Here is a 22,762-nt window from a genome sequence, read left to right as displayed (position 1 = left end):
CATGGAAAAAGTGTTAGTTTTAAATTCGGTTGAAGATAACTTACATTATGCAGTTATTGAAAATAATAGATTAGTTGAAATTGTGTCTGATGAAGAAGAAAAGCTTACTGGTAACATTTATCTTGGACGTGTAGAAAAGGTAGTAAATGCATTAGACGCAATATTCGTAAATATCGGAAATAAAAAAAATGGTTTTTTAAGATTGAAAGATATCCCAGAAGAATATTACAATTATTTCTCATTGAAAAAGATAGATAAAGGAACTAAACTATTAGTACAAGTAAAAAAGGATCCAGTTGGAGATAAAGGGCCACAGTTAACTGCAAATATTAGTATTGCGGGAAGGTATATGGTTTTATTTCCTTTTTCTAAAGTTATAGGGGTGTCAAAAAAAATTGAAGATGAAAATGAGAGGGCAAGATTGCATGATATTGCAAAATATATTTCTGAAAATTCTAATTTAGGTGTTATAATTAGAACTGCTGCAGAAGGATTGGATGAATCATATATTCAATCTGAAATGGATTTGCTGGCAAATAGAGCTTTTGAAGTTTTAGAGATATTTAAACGTAAAAGGAAAGCTCAAATTTTGTATAAAGAAGAGAATCTGCTCGATTATGTTTTAAGAGAAAAGTTAACAAAAGATGTAAGGTTGATTATTACTAACAACTTAAAACATTTAGAAACAATAAAGAAATATTTAAAAATTTTCATTAAAAGGCCAAAAATTGAAATAATAGATGGTGATACTTTTGATTACATGAATATTTACAAATACTTTAGGGAATTGTTTAGTAGAAAGGTTTCATTGCCTTCGGGTGGAGAAATAATAATTGATAAAACTGAAGCATTAACTATAATAGATGTCAATTCAAAGCATTTTGTAAAAGGAAAAAGTCAACAAGAAACTGCATTTCAAACAAACAAAGAGGCAGTTTCGGAAATTTTCAGGCAATTACGTTTAAGGAATATTGGTGGAATTGTTTTGGTTGATTTTATTGATATGGATTCAAATGATATGAAAAACATGTTATTAGAACAGATAAACGAAGAAATAAAAAAAGATAAAAGTAAAATTGAAATATTTGGCTTTACAAAACTAGGGCTTTTGGAAATGTCAAGAAAAAGAACTGTAAGGTCTTTTTTTGAGAATTATATTTCACCATGTCCTGTATGTGGTGGGGCTGGTTTTATTGTTTCTCCAAAGATAACAATTAAAAATTTATATCAAAAAATAGAAGAGGCGCCAAAGGAAGCAAAAGAAGTAATTATTAAGTTACATCCTCATTTTAAGAATCTTATTGAGAAGTCAAAGTTAAAAAAGGTAAAAGATTTAGTGTATCATATACATTTTACTTACCATGATCCAAAATCATTCGAAATAACGTGGAAAATTTAAAGGAGGGGAAATATGGAAAAGATAAAACTGGAATTTTTGGATGATGGTAAAGTTGTAGAAGTTGAAAAAGGTGAAACTCTAAAAAAGTTTGTAGATAATTATTCAAAATATTATGATTCACCTATAATAGCGGCGAAGATAGATAATACAATTATTGAATTGTTTAGGCCTTTACATTATTCTGGTAAGGTTTTGTTTTTAGATGTTAATTCTGTTGACGGATTTAGAATATATCAAAGAGGTTTGCTTTTTATATTAAAATCTGTTTTGAAAAAAATGTATCCGCAATACTTTTTAAAAGTTTCTCACAGTGTAGGTAAGTCTATTTATTGCGAATTAAAGGATGCGAATAACAGAGTAAAAGTTTTAGCTGACGATGAAATTTTGGTTGTGAAAGAAAAAATGCTTGAAATAATTGAAAAAGATGAAAGATTTTTGAAATTTGAGTTTATGAAAAGTGAAGCGTTAAAATTGTTTGAGAAGTTTGGATATTACGATAAAATAAATTTGTTGAGATATCGTAAGAAAAAAACTGTGAAAGTTTATAAACTTGGAGATAGTTTTGATTATTTTTATGGGTATATGCCCTATTCTACAGGAGTTTTAAAATATTTTGATTTGTTAAAGTATGAGAATGGTTTTGTGTTAGTCTTGCCTGTTTTTAAGAATGGAAAACCCGTACTGGAATTTAAGCCCCTTCCTAAATTGAGCCAAGTTTTCATTGAATACAAAAAATGGTTAGAGATAATGAATATTGATAGCGTGGGGGATTTAAATAATTTAATTGCAAAGGGTGAGAGAAGCGTTACTGATTTGATAATAATGTCAGAAGCACTTCATGAAAAAAAAATTGCGTTTATAGCAGAAGAAATAAAGAAAAAGAAGAATGTAAGGCTTATTTTGATTGCTGGGCCTTCATCTAGCGGAAAAACAACTTTTTCAAAAAGATTGATGGTGCAATTAAGGGCAAGTGGGCTAAGACCTGTTGCTATTTCCTTGGATGATTATTTTGTAGATAGGGAAAGAACTCCAGTTGATGAAAATGGAAAACCAGATTTTGAAGCTCTTGAGGCAATTGATATTGATTTGTTTAATAAAAATTTATTGGATTTGTTTGAGGGTAAAGAGGTTGAAATACCAAAATTTGATTTTACTTTGGGAAAAAGAAAAAAAGGTAAAATATTGAAAATTGAAAAAGATCAACCTATTATAGTAGAAGGTATACATGGGTTGAACACAAGATTAACAGAACAAATACCCGAGGAGTTAAAGTATAAAATTTATGCTAGTGCATTGACACAGTTGAATTTGGATAATACAAATAGATTGCATACAACAGATACAAGACTTTTAAGAAGAGTAGTTAGAGATAGTAAATTCAGAAATCATGATGCTTTAGCAACGTTGAAGATGTGGCCAAGTGTGAGAAGAGGGGAAGATAAAAATATCTTTCCCTACCAAGAAAATGCCGATATAATGTTTAACAGTGCGCTTGTATACGAGATTTCAGTATTAAAGATTTTTGCTGAGCAGCTTTTAATAGTTGTTCCAGACAATGTTCCAGAGTATTCTGAAGTAACAAGGTTATTGAAAATTTTGGAATATTTCCTCCCAATTACAAATATTGAAGATATTCCTAGAACATCTTTAATAAGAGAATTTATCGGAAGGAGTGTTTTTAAATATTGAGAAGACTTTCTGTATTGCTTGTTTTTGTTGCTATAATCTCCTTTGCGTTTAATATAAGCTATGGTGGAAGATCTATAAAAATAGAAGAAATTGATTTTGATTCTACTTATGCCTTGTTAAACGATTATTCAAATTTTTTAAGGGTGGAATCTCCATCTACAGGGGCCATTTCTTCGTTTAAATATATTGAATGGAAAGGAAAATTCGTTTCTTTTTCAAGAAATGTATTAGTTTTGGATGAAAAACCAGTAGAAGAGGTTTCAATTGAAGATATATTTAAGTTTTTTGATATACCTTTTAGAAAATATGAAAAAAGTTATCGTTTACCGGATATGATAATATCTAAAGTTGTTGATTTTAGAAGCTATATACAGTTTGATTATAATGGAGAATATAAGTTAGAGATCTCGAAGAATGGAGATTTATTGAAGGTTTACTCACAAGGGTTAATTTACTATGATGATGTATTATTTGAAAAAGGGGCTATAATTTTCTCAAAAAAGATAGATTTAAACTTTGAAATGGAGATTAACAAGCTCCCTGGAAGAGTAATTATTCAGTTTTTTAGAGAATACAATATTGACAATTTAATAGTTAAAGTTTTTGGAGAAAAGATAGATTCATATGATTCAAAGAGTTTTGCGTTGGTGTTTAAAAATTCTAATTTAAATATAATTTTTGTTCCAAACTATTCTCCAGATTTTGATGGTAAAGATTGGAAGATATTTTCTATATCAGAAAAAATAGGAAAAGTGACTTCAAAAAGATTTAAACTTAAGATATACTATTTACCTTTTGTACAATTACCAAAGGATTTGCCTGGAATAATAATATTTGCACCCAAAGAAACGTGGAATGATATAAAAAAGTTCGTTGAGGAGGAAATTATGTGAAAAAATTGATTTTATTGTTTTTGTTTTTTTCATTGTTTTTATTTTCTTCTGAGATTGCTTTTGTGAAAAATGATGATATAATTTTCCTAGATGTTGGGAAAATTAATTCTGTACAAGAAATTTTTGAGAAACTTTCTACATACAAACTTAGTGATGGTATCGAAACATTTGTACCAAAAGGTATTTTGAATGCATATTATTTTGTAGATACGGCATTGATTATAGATTTGTCCTCTAAAAGTATACAAAACTATTCAATTGATAGAGAAGTAATGTTAGTTTTACAGATTTTATATTCGTTATTTGAGAACATAAATGGTATAGATAGAATTTATATTTTAGTTGATGGAGAACAAACGGATATTTTTATTAAGAGTGTTAATGTTTATTTTTCTTTTCCAAAGGAACTATACGTTAAAAAGGGGGAATAGGTATGGCGGAGAAATTTAATTTACAGGATAGGTTTTTGAACATTTTAAGAACTAGCAAAATTCCTGTAAAAGTTTATTTAGTAAACGGTTTTCAAACTAAGGGTATTATACGATCATTTGATAATTTTACCATGCTTTTGGAAAATGGTAGTCAGCAAAATTTAATTTACAAACATGCTGTAAGTACTATTATGCCTGAGGCGTTTGTTAGATTAACGAGTAAACAGTCGCAAGATGAAAGTGAAAATAATGAAAAGGAAAGTAATGGAGAAGAATAATGTTATTATAGCTGGTATTTATAGTGAATTTATTGACGAATCGTTTTATGAATTAGAATCGTTGTGTAAAACTTTAAGTTGGAACGTAATAGATAGGGTGTTTCAAAAAAGAAAAAAACCTGATGCAAGGTTTTATTTTGGTAGGGGTTTTTTGGAAAAATTTAATTTGTTATTTGAAAGTGGGAATATAGATTATTTAATTATAAATGATGATTTAACTATTATTCAAAGAAGAAACATCGAAAGGACAATTGAAAACAAGGTTTATGACAGAACGGAACTGATATTGGAAATATTTGCAAAACACGCTAAAACAAAGGAAGGAAAATTACAAGTTGAAATTGCCAGGTTGAAATATCTTATGTCGTATCTAGTTGGAAAAGGAAAGGAACTTTCAAGACTTGGTGGCGGTATTGGAACACGAGGACCTGGTGAGACAAAGTTGGAGTATACAAAAAGGTATTTAAAGAAGAGAGTTTCTTTTTTAGAGAAAGAATTGTATGAAATAAGAAAAAATAGGGATGTTCAAAGAAAAAAAAGGATAAAGTCAAACTTAATTAAGATTTCAATTGTTGGGTATACTAATGCTGGAAAAACTACTTTGCTTTCTGCTTTATCAAAGGAATTACTTTACTCTAAAAATGAGATGTTTTCAACGGTGTCTCCTATCACAAGAAGGGTAAGGCTACCATCTGGAGCTTATGTGTTATTTTCAGATACCGTGGGATTTATAAAGAAATTGCATCCATTAATTGTTGAAGCATTCCATTCAACTTTAGAGGAGATTGTTTATTCGGATTTAATTTTAATTCTTGTTGATGCATCAGATATTAACTTTAAAGATAAAATAAAGGTGATTTTTGAAACATTAGAAGAGCTCGGAATAAAAGATAAGAAAATGATTCTTGTATTTAATAAAATTGATCTTTGTAATTTGGATTATTTGAAAAAATTAAAGGGTGAATATAAAAAAGCTATATTTATATCAGCTAGAAAAAAGATAAATTTGGATTTGTTATTGTATGAGATTGATAGAATAACTTTTAAGGAGGTTTGACAATAGATATGAAAAAAATTTTATTTTTACTAATAGTTTTTATTTCTGTACTGTCTTTTTCGGGATTTATTCCACCAGTTGATGATAGTTATTTAACTTCTTCATTTGCAGAGTTTAGAAGCACTGGGAATTCTCCTCATTTTCACGGAGGAATTGATTTTAGTACATTTTCTAAAGAAGGAATTCCCATTAGAGCAATTTATGAGGGGTACGTAGTTCGGTTAGAGTTAAACGATCCAATTTATGGTAACATTATTGTTTTGCAACATCCCAATGGTTATCGCTCATTGTATGCACATTTGAGAAGCTTTAATTATGTATTACAACCAATTGTAGATGACGTGGTTAAGGAGTTTCAAAATGAAAAAGTGGTTATAGAATTTTCCGATAATGAAATTAGTTTTTCTAAAGGAGATGTTATTGCTTATTCAGGAAAAACGGGGGAAGCAGTCAAACCACATTGTCATATTGAAATAAGGAACCATGATGAATCTATTTTAGTGGATCCTTTGGAATTTTTTGAAATTGCTCCACCTGAAGGTGATATTATCTTGAAAGAATTGATTATAGATGGTAAGAAAGTAGAATATAATAGAGGTTCTGTTTATACTTTTACGGGAGATTATCCAAAAATTGAAATGAATGCTTTTCTAAAAATTAACAATAATATGCTTGGTCTTAAAGAAATAAAGCTTTACTTTGCAAACAAATTAATGTATGATATATTACTTGATGAGATACCTATGGAAGAATTTTATAAACCATATTCAGTGTACTCGAAAGATTCAATTGCAGCAGGTTATATATATAAGACGTATTATAGGTTATATCCTGAAGTTTTGGGGATACCTATAAAAATCAATAATTTTCCAACTTTGAATACAAATTTAGACTTTTTTCAGGTGAGAATTGAGGTTTTTGATTTTTGGAATAGAAAGAAAGAATTTAGTTTTAATCTGAAACGGGAGAGATAGGCATGTTTTTTAAAAGAAAGAAGAATTTATCAAAAAACCCATTTTACAAAGATAAAGATTCATTGGTTATATATATAAAATGTGATAAATGTGGAGAGATGTTTAGAAGTCATTTGAGAAAAGGATACGATTTTTTGATAGAGTATGATAATAAAAATATAGCGTATAAAATAGAGAAGGTATATGTTGGTTCAAAATGCCCTAATAAGATTGAAGTGAAAGCACAATTTACTGGTGCATATAAACCAGTAAGTTTTGATATATTTGGAGGAAAGTTTATCTCCAAAGAAGATTATGAAAAGGAGGTTGAGCGATGAGAAAACTTTTTACGAGTGAAAGCGTTACAGAAGGTCATCCAGATAAGGTAGCAGATCAAATCAGTGATGCTATCTTGGACGCGATGTTAGAACAAGACCCAAAGTCAAGAGTTGCAGTGGAAACGTTAGTTACAACAGGTATTGCTATTGTTTCGGGTGAGGTAACTACCAGAGCATACGTGGATATTCAAGATATAGTAAGAAAGACTATTTTGGATATTGGTTATACAAGGGCTAAGTACGGATTTGATGGTGAGACTTGTGCTGTACTTTCGTCTATTCATAGTCAATCACCGGATATAGCTCTTGGGGTTGATAAAGCACTTGAGGTCAAAGAAGGAGAACTAAATGCAGCTGATGAACTTGAATTAGTTGGTGCTGGTGACCAAGGTATGATGTTTGGTTATGCAACTAATGAAACGAAAGAATTAATGCCATTACCAATAATGTTAGCTCATAAACTTGCAATTAGACTTTCAGAAGTCAGAAAAAATGGTATAGTTCCGTTTTTAAGGCCTGATGGTAAGACACAGGTAACTGTTGAATATGATGAGAATGATAGACCTGTTAGAGTTGATACAATTTTAATTTCAACGCAACATGAACCAGATGTTACTATTGAAGAAATCAAAGATGTTCTTATTAAGCATGTTATTGAGCCAATTATTCCCGAAAATTTAATGGATGATAAAGTGAAGATTCTTGTAAACCCAACTGGAAGATTTGTATTAGGAGGACCATCTGCAGATACCGGTTTAACTGGCAGAAAAATTATAGTTGATACATATGGTGGTTCTATTCCTCATGGTGGAGGAGCATTTAGTGGAAAGGATCCTACAAAAGTAGATAGATCTGCGCATTATTTCGCAAGGTATGTTGCAAAGAATGTTGTTGCAGCTGGTTTGGCAGACAAATTTATGGTTCAAGTTGCATATGCAATAGGAAAAGCAAAACCCGTTTCAGTAATGATAAACACATTTGGTACAGCTAAAATTGAGGAAGATAAAATTTTAAAGGCAGTTCTTGAATTATTTGACTTTAGGCCAGGTGCAATTATTAAAAAACTAGATCTTTTAAGACCGATTTACAAGAAAACTGCTGCATACGGTCATTTTGGAAGAGAGCTTGAAGAATTTACTTGGGAAAAATTAGATATGGTTGATGAATTAAAAAAAATATTATAATAGGAGGTAGAGATAATGCCTAACATAAAGTCTGCAAAGAGAAGAGTTAAAGTTTCAGAAAGAAATAGATTGATAAACAAAGCATATAAAACAAGAATGAAAAACTCTATTAAAAAAGTTTTGGAAGCATTAAATGAAGGTAAAGATAGAGATGAAGTAGAAAAATTATACAAAGTTGCCCAAGGTTTTATAGATAAAGCTGCAAAAATTGGTGCAATACATAAGAATGAAGCGTCGAGAAGAAAATCAAGATTGATGAAAAAGATTAATAAGCATTTTGCTAGTAAAGAATAATGGAGGTGTGTTATGCCATTTCATTATACTATAGAGATGTTCTTAAGTGATATAAAAGCAAATACGATAATGAAAAACAAAGAAATAGAAGAACTTGCCCGGAAAAATCAGACAGAAATAAGGTACAAAGATGGTAAATTAATATTAACTTGTGCAGAAAATCATGATATTGATGAAGAATTAGTAAAAAAAATATTAGGTTCTGTTAGCGGAACAGTTAATGCAAAAGCTTATTTAATTGATGGAAAAAGTAAAGTGGAGATTTTCAACGGTAAGCTAGATCCAAAGAACCCATTTGGAATGTCAGATGAGGAGTTTGAAGAAAGAACGATAGATAGTTTAGAAGAAGAAGACGATGGAATACCAATAGATGAAGATTTGGAAGATTTTTTGAATTATGATGAAGAAGAATAAAAAAATTCCCCATCCAACATGGATGGGGAATTTTTAAATTAGGTTCTTAATTGTTTCTTTAATTTTTTGGCTGTCAAGTCCATAAATATCAAACAGGTATTTGCTATTACCAGAAACTGGGAATCTATCGATTCCAACTTTTACAAATTTTTCGGGGATAATCTTTAGATTAAATAATTTTGACTCCAATAAAGTACCAAGACCGTTATATATATTATGATCTTCAAAAACAACAACTTTTTTTCTTGCATATCTTGAAAGTATTTCTTCATCAAGATCATATGGGCATGAAACGTTTAGAAGTCCAACTTTTATTCCTTCTTTTTCTAATTCATCTACAGCTTTTAGAGCATGTGGTAATACTGATCCATATGTTATAACAACAATTTCTTCGCCATCTCTTATCACATCGATTTTTCCGTATTCAAATTCATAGTTTTCATCATAGAAGATAGAGCCGTCTGATTTTGTAATAGGTTCAATTTTACTTCTTCCCATTGCTACAACATAGTTACCATATTGGGTAGCAATATACCTAATCACCTTGTCTGTTTGATTTGGGTCTGCAGGAACGATCACTTTAAAGCCAAACCATGATAGTGGAGCAGAAATGTAATTTAGTGCGTGGTGGGTTTTTCCATCTTCTCCAACATCAATGCCACAGTGAGTTACCACAACTTTTAAATTTGTATTATTTATCGCGTTTAATCTGTGTTGATTAAAGGTTTCATCAATACCAAACACTCCAAAATCGGCAAAGAATGTTACGAATCCTTCTGCACTTAATGCCCCAGCAATTGCAGCAGCGTTATGTTCTTGAACGCCAATTTCGATTAGACTTTCCGGTTTGACTTGATCAAGTTTATCAAGTTTTACGGATGATTTTAGATCACAATCAATTGCAATTACATTATCGTTTAAAGTGGCAAGATCGGCAATTGCATTACCTAGGGCTGTTCTGTTATCGATTTTTTCTTTGTATATTATTGGTTTTCCAGTATTTATTGAAATTGGGTATTTTAAATAAATTTTTTTGTGTTCAGAAATATCTATTTTTTTTCTCATTTCAATGTATTTGTTGATATCAATAGATATTCCTAATTCTTTTAATGCTTTTTTATATTCATCGAGTGAAAGTGGTTTTCCATGATATTTTGGAGTATCTTCCATAAAGCTGACACCTTTACCGATAATAGTGTGTGCAATGATAACAGTTGGATTTTTATCATTTTTGGCTATTTTTAGTGCAGATAAAATCTGCTCAAAATCATGACCATCGATTTCTATAACATTCCATCCAGCAGCTTCATATTCTTCTTTAATATTTACGTACATAATATCTCTTGCTCTACCACTAATTTGTATATCGTTGTAATCAATAATAACTGTTAAATTATCAAGATTGTATTTTTTTGCGGTTCTTCTTGCTTCAGTAACTTGTCCTTTTGCACTTTCACCATCACTCATTAATACATAAACGTGATGTTGTTGCTTTTTTAATTTTGCTGCAAGTGCCATTCCAACTCCAGCGGATAAACCTTGGCCGAGATTTCCAGTAGTCCATTCAATACCAGGAATTCCGCGTGTAATGTGACCTTCAAATATACTTCCAGGATGTCTAAATCCTGATAACACATCATCTCTGTTTATAAAACCATATGCCGACAAAGTACTATAAACTGCTGGTGAAATATGTCCGTGACTGACTAATATCCTGTCACGATTTTCATTCCAAGGATCATTTGGAAAGATATTTGCAAAAGAATATAAAGTTACTAAAAGGTCAATTGATGACATCGAACCACCTGGATGTCCAGAACCTGCAACAGTTGTCATGGTTAGAATATCTGCTCTACATTGTTTTGAGATGTTTTTTAATTTTTTAATCAAAATAGGCCACCTCCTCGAATTTTGAACTTTTTCATATTAATTATATCATATAGCATAAGTTTATTGATTAGACAAATTTTGAGTAAAAAAATTTTATAAAAATTTACATATGATATAATACTTAAAGAGGTGAGATTATGGATATGGTAAAAAAGATCTATAATTCAACTGTTGTTGTTACAATGAGGTTGAATGACAAGATTAATGGTATTAGTGTTGCGTGGATAACTAGAGTTTCAATTAATCCAAAGTTAATTGCAATTTCTATTGGTAAAGAAAGGTTTAGTTATCTTTTGCTAAAAAGTTCCAGTTTTTTTGGTGTAAATATATTGAGTAAATTTCAAAAAGATTTAGCAATTCATTTTGGAAGTGTAAGTGGGAGAGATTATGACAAGTTTGAAGGAATTGATTATGAATTAAGTAAAAATGGTATTCCAATCTTAAGGGGAATCGTGGGTTATATTGAATGTGAAATAGTTCGTATTTATGATGCAGGGGATCATTCTATTTTTGTAGGAAAGGTAATTGATGAGAAATTATATAATAATGTGGAACCGTTATTGTATGGTGAACATAAAATATTGGAGGGATTTTAGTGTTTGAACATTATTATACAGAAAAGCCAACAAGTAAATTGAAAGTCAGAGAAATAGTTTTAACATTAAAGAATGGACATATCTATAAATTTAAATCTCCTAGTGGAGTTTATTCTTTTGGTAAAATTGATAAGGCTACAAAAATCTTGATTGAGAATGTTAATATAGATAGTGGAAAGGTTTTAGATTTAGGTTGTGGTTATGGAGTTATAGGTATTACTCTAAAAAAGGAAAATCCAAATATTGATTTGTATATGAGTGATATAAATGAACGAGCCGTTGAATTTGCAAAAATTAACGCTAAAAATAACAATGTGAATGCGGTTGTGAAGCAAGGTTATTTGTTTGAGGTGTGGCAGGGCGAAAAATTTGATCATATAATATCGAACCCGCCTATTGTTGCGGGAAAGAAAGTTTGGATGGAGCTAATTGAAAAGTCCAAAGAACATTTAAATTTAAATGGTACTTTACAATTAGTTGCGTACCATAATAAAGGTGGAAAAAGAATAAGAGAATATATGAGGAATATTTTTGGTAATGTTAAAGAATTATGTAAAGAGGGAGGTATTAGAGTTTATTATTCAGAAAAATATGAGAATGATTTTTGAAAAAGTCGAATATATTTACAATCAAAATACACCATTTGAGAAACATGTGTTAAAAGATATAAATTTTAGAATTAATGATGGAGAAACTGTTTTTATTCTTGGGAATACTGGAAGTGGTAAAACCACGCTTCTATATTTATTAGATTTTTTAATTAAACCTACTAGTGGTAAAATTTGGGTAGATGATTTTAGAGATCCTTATGAAAATCCATATGAATATAGAAAGAAGATAGGTTTTTCATTTCAATTTCCAGAAAGACAATTTTTTTCCGAAAAAGTTAGAGATGAGATATATTTTTCAATCAAAAATTTTGAGGTGGAGAATCCAAAAATGCGATTTAGAGAAGTTGTAAATTTTTTTGATTTGAATGAGTATTTGGATAGATCTCCATTCCAGTTATCAGGAGGAGAACAAAGAAGAATAGCCATAGCCTCTGCCGTTGCTCATAATCCAGATATTCTAATTTTAGATGAGCCGACAGTTGGACTAGATAGGAAAAATGAAAAAAAAATAATTCAGTATTTAAAAAAATGGAATGATGATGCTAGAAAGACTTTGGTTATTGTTACCCATGATTTTGAAAAATTTGTTGATTTTAAAGGAATAGTATATGAGTTAGATGATGGAATATTAAGAAAGAGAGGGGTTAAGCATTGAAATTTGTATATCTTGCGTATAACAAAGATATGAAGAAGATTAAAGGTGAGATTGAAGCTTCTAGTTTGCAGGAAGCGTTGGGAAGGCTAAAATCAAATGGGTTGATGATAGTAGATATCAAGGAGTCGAAAAAGAGAAAAGTATTAAAGAATATATTTGGGATTCCACTAAAAGATATAGTTTTTTTTACAAGGCAATTAGAAACTATGATAAAAGCGGGATTAAGATTGAGAGAAGCAATTTATATACTATCAAATCAAGAAATTTTTTCTAAAAGATTTAGAAATGTTCTTGTTAACGTAGTAAATGAATTAGACGTTGGTACATCATTAACAGAGGCGTTTAAAAAACAAGGGGTTTTTGATGAAGTGTTTATTAATATGTTAAAGGCTGGAGAAGAAGGAGGAGTACTTGAAGAAACTTTAGAGAAATTATCAAATTATTATGAAAATTTAAACAGGACTCAACAACAAGTAAAAACGGCAATGGTTTATCCAATTTTTATATTAAGTTTTGCTATAGTAGTGGTTTTGGTAATTAGTTTATTTATTTTACCAAAATTGTTTTCTGTTTTTGGTAACATTCCAACTTCTGGTTTAATTTCAACGCTTGTTAAGTTGAATAAATTATTAACTGAAAACGGATTTTTGGTTGGTTTCTTCTCAGTGTTGATATTTATTGGCATTTACGTGTTTTTCAAGACTGAATATGGAAAAATATTTAAGGAGTTTTTAGGAAATTTGTTTCCACCGATTAGAAAACTTAGGGAAAAGATTACGTATGAAAGATTTTCCAGAACCTTTGGGGTATTAGTTGGGAGCGGTGTTTCAATAATTGATTCGTTAGAAATGGCGGCAAAAGCATCTAATAACAGAAAATTTATTTCTAAAATAAAAAGTGTAGAAGAAAAGGTAAAAAGTGGTAGTTCATTAAAGCAGGCTCTAAAATCTGAAAAAGTGTTCCCACAAATAATTTATGAAATGATAGGTACAGGTGAGGAAACAGGTAAACTTGAGATTGTTATGGAAAAAGTTGCAGATTTTTTTGATGATCAAATACAACAAGATACTAAGAAACTTTTGTCTATGTTAGAACCTTTGATGATAGCCTTTGTGGGATTATTCATTGCTTTTTTAGCGTATACAATGTATTCGACTATTTTTCAAATGCAATCAACTTTTGGAGGATAATATGACTTATATTGAAGTTATAACTGTTCTGATTATAACTGTCATTATATTTTCCATTAGTGTTATATCTGTATTCAATTTAATGGATAAAGTTGTTTTAAATGAAGAATTGTTTAAAACAATTGTATATTGTGGTCTTTGGTCTTCAAATGCCGATTATATAAGGTATTCTAAAAATAAAGTATATATTCATTACACGTTTTTTGAGAAAGAAAATGTAGTTATAAAAAAAGAGGTGGATTTAGGAGATTATTTTAATAAACTTGATTTAACAATTATTCCACTGTATAGAGTTAGTGGAGGTACATTTGGAAATTTTAAAATTGAACCTATTGTTTTTGATATTTCAGGGGAATAGGAGGGAAAGTTTGTTAAGGGAAATTTTAGGCAAAAGGATTATTTCATTTGATTTTAGAAATGATAATGAAATTTTTTATGGAAGTCTTGAATATTTTTTTGGTAAAACTAGATTATCTTCTTTCAAAGAATGGGATTTAGATTTTCAACCCACTGTGGATGATATAATTGTTGTTAACATTCCATGGGATTATATTTTAAATTTGAAGATTCCTCTTCCCGCAGTAAAAAACAAAAAGGAAATTGACAAGTTATTACTATTAGAAATTACACAAAATTTGGGTATACAACCAGAGCAAATATATTACGATTATTTAATAACATCTAATAATATTGCAAATGTGTTTGTTGTAAAAAAAGAGGAACTTCAGAATTATTTTCAAAATCTTTATGCTAAAAAAATTCCAGAACCAGATATTCTATATCCAGATTTTTTCAAAGAATCTATTCTTTTGAGTAGATTTCCTGGATATAGTATGCAGTTGTTTATAAACAAAAAGTATTCAGGAATGTTAGTTTTTAATGATTCAGATTTAATTGAGGTAAGATACTCTGATTTAAGTTTAAAAAATTTTGACGAGGTTTTATTGGATGAGTTTGGTTATTCTATATACGAATTGGAATATATTGACGATGAAACATTAATCAAAGATGTTAAAGCCTTTTTGATGAATTTCTTTAGTGATTTTTTATCGTTGATTGAACGTGAAGTCTTTATTACTATAAATTCGATGGAAGAAAAAATAGGACTTGAAAATATACAAACTATTCAAATTGTAACTGATTCAAATATAATTAATGAGCTTTTAAAAGAACATTATGATGATTCTACTCTTTTATTAAATAGATTCTTTTTTCAAGATTTTATTCCATTAGTTAAACATTATAGATTTTTAGGGGTTTTAGGTCTTTTAAAAAGAGGGGGGATAAGTGTTGGAAAGATTAAACTTATATAAGACGAAGGAAAGAAGAATTTCAATAAAGAAATTTTTGATTTTTGTAATAATAGTCCTAATTCCGTTTTTTTCGGCGTTTTTTCTTTCGCAATTTTGGGTATATCAAAGTATTTCTAAAACTGTAGAAAGTTACCCTCTTGTTTTTAATAACATTACTTTTTTAGAACCACTTGAAATTCCTAAAATTGTTGAAAACGAAATTTTAAAATATGATTCAAAATTAAATATTATTGTGAACAAGATAACTTATTATAAAAATTACTTAAATAAGGTTTATTATTCCAAATATTTTTTACAAGAATTGTTGGATTTTTTCAAGAAAAAAAACGAGAGATTTTTTATAAAAAGTATAAATTTTTCTGATGGAAAATTTAAGATCTTATTTTACGAATTTTCAAATCAAAAAGATGATTTTAGTGAGGTTGTAAATAAACTTAATAATGTTTACAAAAATGTGGGGATATCTTTAAAAGATACAAAAACTTTATATAGTGATTTTAAAATGTTTGAATTTTATTTGGAGGGGGAACTATGAATATAAAACAAAAATATGCTAACTTGTTTTTTGGTATTTTAATAACCTTTTTAACATTTTTACTATTATTTAATGTGTTTGTTGTGAAATTAAATTTTTTAAAGAATTTTAAATATAACACAGAGATTTTAAACGAAAAAATTAAGCTTTACAATAAATTCAATATTAATTTCAAAAAGCTGGAGAGTATAGTAAAAAATGACGATAGAGAATTTTTGAACTTATTGGAAAATGGTTATATATCAAAGGAATTGGATGTCAAAGAATTTGAAAAAATTTTTTGTGAAATTGTGAATTCAAAAAGTGTACCAATTGAAATTTTAAAGGTAGATGTCAAAACTAATTTTCCTATTATTTTTGATAAAGATAAAAAAATAATGGTCAGTTTTCAAATGAAAGTAGGTGATATAATTGAATAAAAAATACATACTAATCTTAATTGGATTATTAATAGTGTTATTTATCTTTATGTTGATTTTTTCAAACAAAAAATTACCAAATTTATCTGATACGAAAAAATATATAGTTAGAGCAAAAAATGATTATGTTAATTTTAAAAATATAGAAAAGATTAATTATTTTGAGCCGTTTTATTTGGAAATTACTTTGGATAGCGAGCATTTAAAAAGTTATACAATTGTTGGTAATATAAGTTATTTGGGATATTATTTAGAAGATAATAAGTTTTATGCATACATTAAAAATTCGGATAAAGTCTTGAAAATTAAGCCGAAATCAATATTTTTAAATAAATATTATATTTTAAATGTAAGTAATAAAAATCTTGTAGTGCTTGATATTGACGATGGTAGTATTAAATTAATTGTTCCAAAGAAGATAGGGGGGAATGACTAATGAGGAAAAAATTTTTATCTTTGTTATTCATAATGATATTATTTAGTTTCTTGTTTTCGAAAATATTGAATATTGATTACTATTTTGTTGAAGATAAACTTCAGGTGGTTTTAGAACTTGACAATGAAGTTTTGCCTTCAAAAGTTAGATTCGGTTGGAATGATTCAAAAACGGTGTATTATTTATCAATTAATGGGGAATTTGTTCAAAGTTCCTTTTTACCTGTTTCGAAAGGTCCTTTAGAGGGAATACAATTATCACCATCTGAGAATTCTGCAGACATCTTTTTCTTTACGATTGTTCCAGTAAATTCTGATTGGTATGTTGTTGGAAATAAAATTATTGTTGATTTTCCAAGTAGTGTGAAAGATAGAAAATTTAGTTTTTCATTTTTAAATGCACCTTTAGATGTAGTTATAAGGGAGTTTTCAAAAGCTTTAGGAATAAATATTTCGTTGTATGAAGGAGTTAGAAATATAGAGGTTAACCTTGATGTAAAAGATGTTACAATTGAAAAGGCTTTGAGATTGTTATTTTTAAATAACCCAAAGGTTTGTTATGCATATGGACCAGATGGTACTTTATACTTAGGGTTGGAAGAAGAAATTAACAAGAATTTTGCAATGTATTGGCAGATCTACGATGGAGAAGTTAGTGCGGAAAAGATAAAATCGTTACTTGGATCAGGTACTTTTATGAGCTTCTTAAAGGATAAAAGTAAAGTATTTGTATATGGTGGTATTAGAGAACATAGGATAATTTCGGATGCAATTTCAGTAAGACCAAGCAAATCTTGGTACTATTATTCATACACAGTTAGTAAAAACACAGTTGAGGAATTTTTAAAAAATATTTCGTCTATATATGAATTTAAATATGTTGTTTTGGAGCCATTAAAGCAAGTAGCTATTTATGCAGATACAGAAATTTCAAACACAATTGGTTATTTAATTTCAACTTTAAGGGATAATGGGATTGTTGATTTTTATGATTATATTGATGTTAAGGTAAGGTATCCTCAAAGAATTGCATCGGTTCTTGATTCAATAAATATTCCATATAAAATGTTTGGTGAAGTAATAAAAGTTCCAAAAATTTTTAAAGGTTTAGTTGAAAAGATAAACAATGATAGGAGTATTGGAAATCCTTATAGGATGGTGATTGAAAGTATTAAGTTAGATACTGTTAAATCTGCAATTTCATATTTAGGTATTGGTGAAAATAATGCAAAGGTAACAGAGGTAAATGGCAAAATTTTTGTTACGTTATTTGTTACTGAAGAATTATATAAAAGATTTAATCAATTCATTGAAATTGCAGGTACAAAAACTGCAAGGTTGAAGCTTGATAGAAGTTTATTGAGTAAAGTAAAAGTTCTGAAAGAATTTGATGATGGTACTTACTTAATAGAAGGTAAGGAGAAGATAATTGAAAAATTAATGAGGATGACTCAAAATAAGAAAAGATACGTTCTTGAATTGACACCTTTTGATCCACCAAAAGAGTTATTTTTGTCTCTTATAGATGCAACGCCGGTGTATTATTCTGATAAGACTTTAATATACGATAACATAGATGATTCATTAATTGCTGAGATAGAAAAAATAAGGAAACAATTTGGAAATGAAATTGTCGAAATTGGTGTTATTGATGATAATTTTAAAAAGATATTGGAAGAGTTATTTGGTGTAACAGTTTATAGATTGAAAAATAAGGTATATATAAAGGGTGAGAAAGCAAAACAAGCTAAGGAGTTTTTTGATAAAAATAGTGTTTCATATAAAACAGAAAAAGTTAATGTAAAGATTGAAAATTTTGGAGAAGTACAATCCATAATAAAAGATTTGTACAATATTGAGACTAAATATTATCCGGAAAGTAAATTGTTGATTCTTAGAGGAACTGACGAAAATATAAAACAAGCAAAAAAATTCTTGGATAACTATAACAAAGGTAAAGTAATAAAATTTGTTGATTTACCTTATACAGATGGTATTAAATCTGTTGTTGAAAGTACATCATCAGTAAAAGTATTTGATTTGAACGGAAAAATATTGTTGGTTGGTGAAGAAAGAGAACTTCTTGAAGTTGAAGATTTATTAAATAGTATTGATGCCAAACAATCTATAATTGAAATTAATTCAAATGTTCAAAATATTGAAGAATTTGTTAAATTTAATTTTGAAGATAGGATAAAAATTCTGAATTTAAATGGGAAGATTTTGGCAAAAGGTACTCCAGAAGATTTGAAAAAACTTCAAGAAAGGCTCAGGGACTTTGACGAAAAAATTGTTAATGTGGAAGATGAAAAATTAAAAATAGATGTTAAAGACTATAATTTGAAAGATTTGATTGAAAGAGTTTTCAGAGCATATGGCAAAGATGTTGTATTTGAATCGGATATCGTTGGTAGTGTAACGTTGAAAGTTGAAGGTATAACTTTGAACAATTTTGAAGACTATTTGAAAAAATATGGAATTGATATTCGCAAAAATGGGAAAATAGTATATATTGAAAAAACTTCTAAAATATTAAATGTTAAAGATGGGAAGATTTCTATAAATGCAACTGATGTTTCGATTGCAGATATGGTTAGGGAAGTTTATCCTAAATTTGGTTATGCTGTAATCGTAGATTCAGTTGATGAAAAATTAAATTTAGTTTTGAACAAGTCGACTTTAGAAGATTTTGAAAAAATTTTAACGAAAAAAGTAGATATTACAAAAGAAGGAAGTATAGTGTATATTGAACCTAAAGATCAAGTGAAAGAAACTGAGATGAAAGATTTTATAACTTTTGGAAAAAACAAAAGATTTAGTATAAGTGCTGAGAATGTGCAACTTAGAGAAATTATCAAGCAAGTTGTTAAAGGATATGGTTTTTCTGCGGTTATTTCTAAAGATATCAATTCTACTGCTAATCTTTACGTCAATGAACTAGATTTTAAAGAGTTTGAAAAAATATTAAATCATTATAATATAGAGGTGAAACAAGAAGATGGTATTTATGTATTTGATTCGTTAACGACAGATTCAACAAAGACTGTAAATACTTTTGTATTTTCTGTTCCAAGAAATGTAGAAAAGATACAGGAACTTATAGGTTTTTATGGAGGAAATTCTTTTGTGGATTCTGCTGCAGGTGTGGTAATTGCAACGGGAATTGATGCTAAAATATCCGGAGAGATAAAAGGTTATATTGAAAAATATTTAAATTCTAAGCTAGCATTGATTGAAGTTAGAGTAGTAGATGAGGAATTAACAAATTCTCTAGACATAAATCTTGGAGAGATTACTTCCAATATTGGAACTTTATCAAAAAATGGATTTGATATAACACTTTCTTTGGGAGAAATGCCTTTAGAGAAAATTATAGATAAACTACTTTCAATTGGTTCGGCAAATGAACTTACTGTAAGATTGAATGGAAAAATGAATTTAACTGATAAAGATGCAAAGCTACTCGCTAGTCCCAATATTGTTGCCAAAAGCGGCGAAAAAGCAAGTATTTTAATTGGTGACAAAATTCCGATTGTTTTAAACGCTGGTGAGAATTCTCAAGAAATTAGGTATATAGAATCAGGTGTTACTTTGGAAATAATACCGTTTGTAAATGCGGATAATACAATTGATCTTGAATTAAATATAAAAGTAAGTAGTTTTGATTGGGATATAAAAAATCAATACGGACTTGCGTTACCGTTGGAAAGGACCAGGGAGTTTAATTCTAAAATTTCTTTGAAAGAGAATGAGACACTAATTATTGGTGGACTAACAAGGGAAGAAAATTCAAAAACGGAAAGTAAGATTCCAATTTTGGGGGATTTACCTATTATAGGAAAGTTTTTTAAAACAGAAAAAGATGACAAAGTAAAAAGAAACATAGTAATTTTAATATCGGCAAAGGTTGTGGAATGATGAAAAGGAAAATGGCTTTTGCTGATAAGTTTTATCCCAAAGATGTATATAAGTTAAAGAGTTTCTTTGACACTTATATTGATAAAGTATTCTTAGAAAAATCTAAAAAAAATTTTGGAATGATTCTACCACATGCTGGATATGTATATAGTGGTAAAACTGTTTTGTTAACATTGAAAGAAGCTTTAAGTTTTGGAAAACCAGAAAGGGTTATAATTTTTGGAACAAATCATACAGGTTTTGGTAAGGAGACTTTTTCCGTTTGGGAAAGAGGAAAGTGGGAAACACCGTTTGGTGATTTACAAATTGATGAGCTTTTTACAAAAAAATTATTAGAATATGAAAGAGTTAGTTCTGATTATTCTGTACATTTATATGAGCATTCAATTGAAGTTATTTTGCCTTTCTTGAAGTATTGTTATAATGATTTTAAGATAGTACCTATTGTGTATAATTATCAAAATTATAATTCTACACTCGAAATGGTTGAATTTTTAAGGAGTCTTAATTTAGAAAAGACATTGATTATTGCATCGTCTGATTTTAATCATTATGATTCGCACAAAAAAACGTTGGAAAAAGATGAACTATTAATTAATGAGATATTAAAACGTAATACAACTGAATTTTTCAAATTAGGTCAAGAAGTATCTGCGTGTGGAATAGGTCCTATTTCGGTTGTGGTGGAATATTTTCAAAATGTGAAGTTAGTTTATCATACAACAAGTGCTGAATTTTCAGGAGATTACAATTTTACTGTGGGGTATGCAGGTTTTGTATTATGGTAAAAGGAAAGTATTTCAAGGAATTTGTTATATTATTTTTAATTTTTTTGGTGTTAACGACTGCGGTTTTTCAAAAGAAAGAAATAGTTCATGAAAAACAAAAAAGAATTTACTCTGAACAGATAATTGATATTAATACTGCTACATATGATCAGCTTTTGGCTTTACCAGGAATAGGGCCAACAAAAGCAAAGAATATAATCGATTATAGAGAAAAAAACGGAATGTTTTATGCCATTGATGATTTGCTAAATGTTTCAGGAATAGGTCCATCAACTTTGAAAAAAATGAAGCCTTTTTTAAGATTGTCCAAAGTTAAAAATGTAGCCAAAGAAAAAGTTGAAGATAAGATAAATATTAACACTGCTTCAATAGATGAGTTAATGAAACTTCCTGGAATTGGTAAGGTAAAAGCAAGAGAAATAATAAATTACAGAAACAAAAACGGACTATTTAGCTCGAAAGATGAACTATTAAATGTTAAAGGTATAGGACCAAAAACACTGGAGAAAATTGAATCAATGATTTCATTTTAATATTTAGAAAAGAAGATAATAGGAATGAGTAAAAGTAGAGATAGAAGTTGAAAGAAATTATAAGTAGTTATTAAAGAAGCTCCAATCAAGATTAGAGATAGTATATAAATTGATATAAAAAATCGAAAGTTTATATCTCTAAAGATTAGAGAAATTAAGAATATAACAGAAATTAAATCCAATATAAAACTTGTAAAAAATCTTGTATATAGCTTTTCAAATGAAGGTATAATTTGCCCACCTGGTATTCTTTCAGGAATGCGTAATATCCAAGTATATTTTACTATACCCTTTCCGTACAAGGTAAGGATTGACATGCTAAGTATCAAACAAAGAATACTTAAAATAATAAAAATTTTTTTCATAGTATCCCTCCCATTTATTTAGATTATGTTTAATTTAATTTCGTTTTCGTTTGAAATGTTAATTTAATGAACCTGTTCAAAAAATAAGGAGATATAAAACAAAGCAGATAATATCTATCTGCTGCAAAATATTTACACTTTTCACAAAATTATTCAAGCATTGGTTTTAAGAGTTTACCTTCATCTGTATATGCTAAAGAAGCATTTATGTTTGATACTATTGTTTTATCTTTGATTATTCCAGCAAGTATTTCTATTTTTACGTGATTTTTTGCTTTCCTTAATTGTTGTCTTTTTTTATATGTTTTATATGAAAGCTAAAACGTGTTTGAGTATTTAATACTTTGAAGCTATACCAAAGAGACGTGTGAGAGGGTATTTTATTCTTTATATTTTGTAATAATGCTTTCAAAAGAACTTGTAAAAAAAGAGAAAACAAATCATGGGTTCTGGGTATTTTCGTGGTTTATCTTTCTTTTTAGAATATTGCAAAATAAATTTGTAAAATCCTTTGTTGAATTTATAACTTCGTCTAATTCCTGTTTTCTTCTTTGCTTTGTCTTTTGTTTTCCATTTTTTATTTT

General features: G+C 28.7%; 25 protein-coding genes. 23 read left to right on the top strand and 2 right to left on the bottom strand.

What is annotated here, in order from left to right; translation table 11 throughout:
- The first annotated feature begins 1 nt into the window (after nt 1).
- Genes XO08_RS00270 through XO08_RS00220 form a run of 11 tightly spaced genes read left to right on the top strand, consistent with a single transcriptional unit; the run spans nt 2 to nt 8,930 of the window.
- Nucleotides 2-1,399 carry an Rne/Rng family ribonuclease gene (locus tag XO08_RS00270; protein ID WP_077286925.1) on the top strand — a complete coding sequence of 466 codons (1,398 nt, stop codon included), beginning with the start codon at nt 2-4 and terminating at the stop codon, nt 1,397-1,399.
- Between the two features lie 12 nt (nt 1,400-1,411).
- Entirely contained in the window at nt 1,412-3,088 is a 1,677-nt protein-coding gene (locus XO08_RS00265) for a nucleoside kinase (protein ID WP_075665089.1), read from the top strand.
- Nucleotides 3,085-3,981, top strand: a complete 897-nt coding sequence (locus tag XO08_RS00260) for a DUF4941 domain-containing protein (protein WP_075665088.1) — start codon at nt 3,085-3,087, stop codon at nt 3,979-3,981. Before XO08_RS00265 ends, XO08_RS00260 begins: the two co-directional genes overlap by 4 nt.
- Nucleotides 3,978-4,412 carry a GerMN domain-containing protein gene (locus tag XO08_RS00255; protein ID WP_075665087.1) on the top strand — a complete coding sequence of 145 codons (435 nt, stop codon included), beginning with the start codon at nt 3,978-3,980 and terminating at the stop codon, nt 4,410-4,412. Before XO08_RS00260 ends, XO08_RS00255 begins: the two co-directional genes overlap by 4 nt.
- A gap of 2 nt (nt 4,413-4,414) precedes the next feature.
- Complete coding sequence (hfq, locus tag XO08_RS00250; protein WP_075665086.1) at nt 4,415-4,690, top strand: RNA chaperone Hfq; 276 nt, start codon at nt 4,415-4,417, stop codon at nt 4,688-4,690.
- Nucleotides 4,662-5,747, top strand: coding sequence for a GTPase HflX (hflX, locus tag XO08_RS00245; RefSeq protein WP_233120215.1), 1,086 nt, complete (start codon nt 4,662-4,664; stop codon nt 5,745-5,747). The genes hfq and hflX overlap by 29 nt, the downstream gene beginning before the upstream one ends.
- An 8-nt stretch (nt 5,748-5,755) precedes the next feature.
- Complete coding sequence (locus XO08_RS00240; protein WP_077286931.1) at nt 5,756-6,721, top strand: M23 family metallopeptidase; 966 nt, start codon at nt 5,756-5,758, stop codon at nt 6,719-6,721.
- A 2-nt stretch (nt 6,722-6,723) separates the two neighbouring features.
- Nucleotides 6,724-7,038, top strand: a complete 315-nt coding sequence (locus XO08_RS00235; RefSeq protein WP_075665085.1) for a hypothetical protein — start codon at nt 6,724-6,726, stop codon at nt 7,036-7,038.
- Nucleotides 7,035-8,222: a methionine adenosyltransferase gene (gene metK, locus XO08_RS00230; RefSeq protein ID WP_075665084.1), complete on the top strand. Its 1,188-nt coding sequence runs from the start codon at nt 7,035-7,037 to the stop codon at nt 8,220-8,222. The genes XO08_RS00235 and metK overlap by 4 nt, the downstream gene beginning before the upstream one ends.
- 15 nt (nt 8,223-8,237) lie before the next feature.
- A complete protein-coding gene (gene rpsT / locus XO08_RS00225) occupies nt 8,238-8,516 on the top strand; it encodes a 30S ribosomal protein S20 (protein WP_075665083.1) in 279 nt (92 codons plus the stop codon).
- Between the two features lie 12 nt (nt 8,517-8,528).
- Entirely contained in the window at nt 8,529-8,930 is a 402-nt protein-coding gene (locus XO08_RS00220) for a hypothetical protein (protein WP_075665082.1), read from the top strand.
- A gap of 33 nt (nt 8,931-8,963) precedes the next feature.
- Here the strand turns inward: XO08_RS00220 and XO08_RS00215 are convergent, their stop codons facing one another.
- Entirely contained in the window at nt 8,964-10,820 is a 1,857-nt protein-coding gene (locus tag XO08_RS00215; RefSeq protein WP_075665081.1) for a transketolase, read from the bottom strand.
- 137 nt (nt 10,821-10,957) lie between these two features.
- Between XO08_RS00215 and XO08_RS00210 the strand changes: the two genes are divergently transcribed.
- The 12 genes from XO08_RS00210 to XO08_RS00155 are packed head-to-tail and all read left to right on the top strand — an operon-like array spanning nt 10,958 to nt 21,813.
- Nucleotides 10,958-11,416 carry a flavin reductase family protein gene (locus XO08_RS00210; RefSeq protein ID WP_075665080.1) on the top strand — a complete coding sequence of 153 codons (459 nt, stop codon included), beginning with the start codon at nt 10,958-10,960 and terminating at the stop codon, nt 11,414-11,416.
- On the top strand, nt 11,416-12,024 hold the full coding sequence (locus tag XO08_RS00205) for a class I SAM-dependent methyltransferase (RefSeq protein ID WP_075665079.1): 609 nt from the start codon (nt 11,416-11,418) through the stop codon (nt 12,022-12,024). Before XO08_RS00210 ends, XO08_RS00205 begins: the two co-directional genes overlap by 1 nt.
- On the top strand, nt 11,954-12,682 hold the full coding sequence (locus XO08_RS00200) for an ATP-binding cassette domain-containing protein (protein WP_232218234.1): 729 nt from the start codon (nt 11,954-11,956) through the stop codon (nt 12,680-12,682). Before XO08_RS00205 ends, XO08_RS00200 begins: the two co-directional genes overlap by 71 nt.
- Nucleotides 12,679-13,872 carry a type II secretion system F family protein gene (locus tag XO08_RS00195; RefSeq protein ID WP_088368808.1) on the top strand — a complete coding sequence of 398 codons (1,194 nt, stop codon included), beginning with the start codon at nt 12,679-12,681 and terminating at the stop codon, nt 13,870-13,872. The genes XO08_RS00200 and XO08_RS00195 overlap by 4 nt, the downstream gene beginning before the upstream one ends.
- 1 nt (nt 13,873) lies before the next feature.
- Nucleotides 13,874-14,230, top strand: a complete 357-nt coding sequence (locus XO08_RS00190; RefSeq protein ID WP_075665077.1) for a hypothetical protein — start codon at nt 13,874-13,876, stop codon at nt 14,228-14,230.
- Between the two features lie 10 nt (nt 14,231-14,240).
- A complete protein-coding gene (locus XO08_RS00185) occupies nt 14,241-15,185 on the top strand; it encodes a hypothetical protein (RefSeq protein ID WP_143609902.1) in 945 nt (314 codons plus the stop codon).
- Complete coding sequence (locus XO08_RS00180) at nt 15,163-15,720, top strand: hypothetical protein (RefSeq protein ID WP_075665075.1); 558 nt, start codon at nt 15,163-15,165, stop codon at nt 15,718-15,720. The genes XO08_RS00185 and XO08_RS00180 overlap by 23 nt, the downstream gene beginning before the upstream one ends.
- Complete coding sequence (locus XO08_RS00175; protein ID WP_075665074.1) at nt 15,717-16,139, top strand: hypothetical protein; 423 nt, start codon at nt 15,717-15,719, stop codon at nt 16,137-16,139. Before XO08_RS00180 ends, XO08_RS00175 begins: the two co-directional genes overlap by 4 nt.
- A complete protein-coding gene (locus XO08_RS00170; RefSeq protein WP_077286920.1) occupies nt 16,132-16,575 on the top strand; it encodes a hypothetical protein in 444 nt (147 codons plus the stop codon). The genes XO08_RS00175 and XO08_RS00170 overlap by 8 nt, the downstream gene beginning before the upstream one ends.
- Nucleotides 16,575-20,492 carry a type II secretion system protein GspD gene (locus XO08_RS00165; protein ID WP_075665073.1) on the top strand — a complete coding sequence of 1,306 codons (3,918 nt, stop codon included), beginning with the start codon at nt 16,575-16,577 and terminating at the stop codon, nt 20,490-20,492. The genes XO08_RS00170 and XO08_RS00165 overlap by 1 nt, the downstream gene beginning before the upstream one ends.
- Entirely contained in the window at nt 20,489-21,280 is a 792-nt protein-coding gene (gene amrB, locus XO08_RS00160) for an AmmeMemoRadiSam system protein B (protein WP_232218194.1), read from the top strand. Before XO08_RS00165 ends, amrB begins: the two co-directional genes overlap by 4 nt.
- The gene (locus XO08_RS00155) at nt 21,274-21,813 is read left to right on the top strand and encodes a ComEA family DNA-binding protein (protein ID WP_077286917.1); all 540 of its coding nucleotides are present in this window, start codon (nt 21,274-21,276) and stop codon (nt 21,811-21,813) included. The genes amrB and XO08_RS00155 overlap by 7 nt, the downstream gene beginning before the upstream one ends.
- Here XO08_RS00155 and XO08_RS09290 read toward each other — a convergent pair.
- Nucleotides 21,810-22,178, bottom strand: a complete 369-nt coding sequence (locus XO08_RS09290; RefSeq protein ID WP_075665071.1) for a hypothetical protein — start codon at nt 22,176-22,178, stop codon at nt 21,810-21,812. The genes XO08_RS00155 and XO08_RS09290 overlap by 4 nt on opposite strands.
- Nucleotides 22,179-22,762 lie beyond the last annotated feature (584 nt).

Source organism: Thermosipho sp. 1074 (genome assembly GCF_001999655.1).
In the GTDB taxonomy this organism is placed as follows: Bacteria; Thermotogota; Thermotogae; order Thermotogales; family Fervidobacteriaceae; genus Thermosipho; species Thermosipho affectus.
This window is presented reverse-complemented; position numbering and strand designations above follow the sequence as displayed.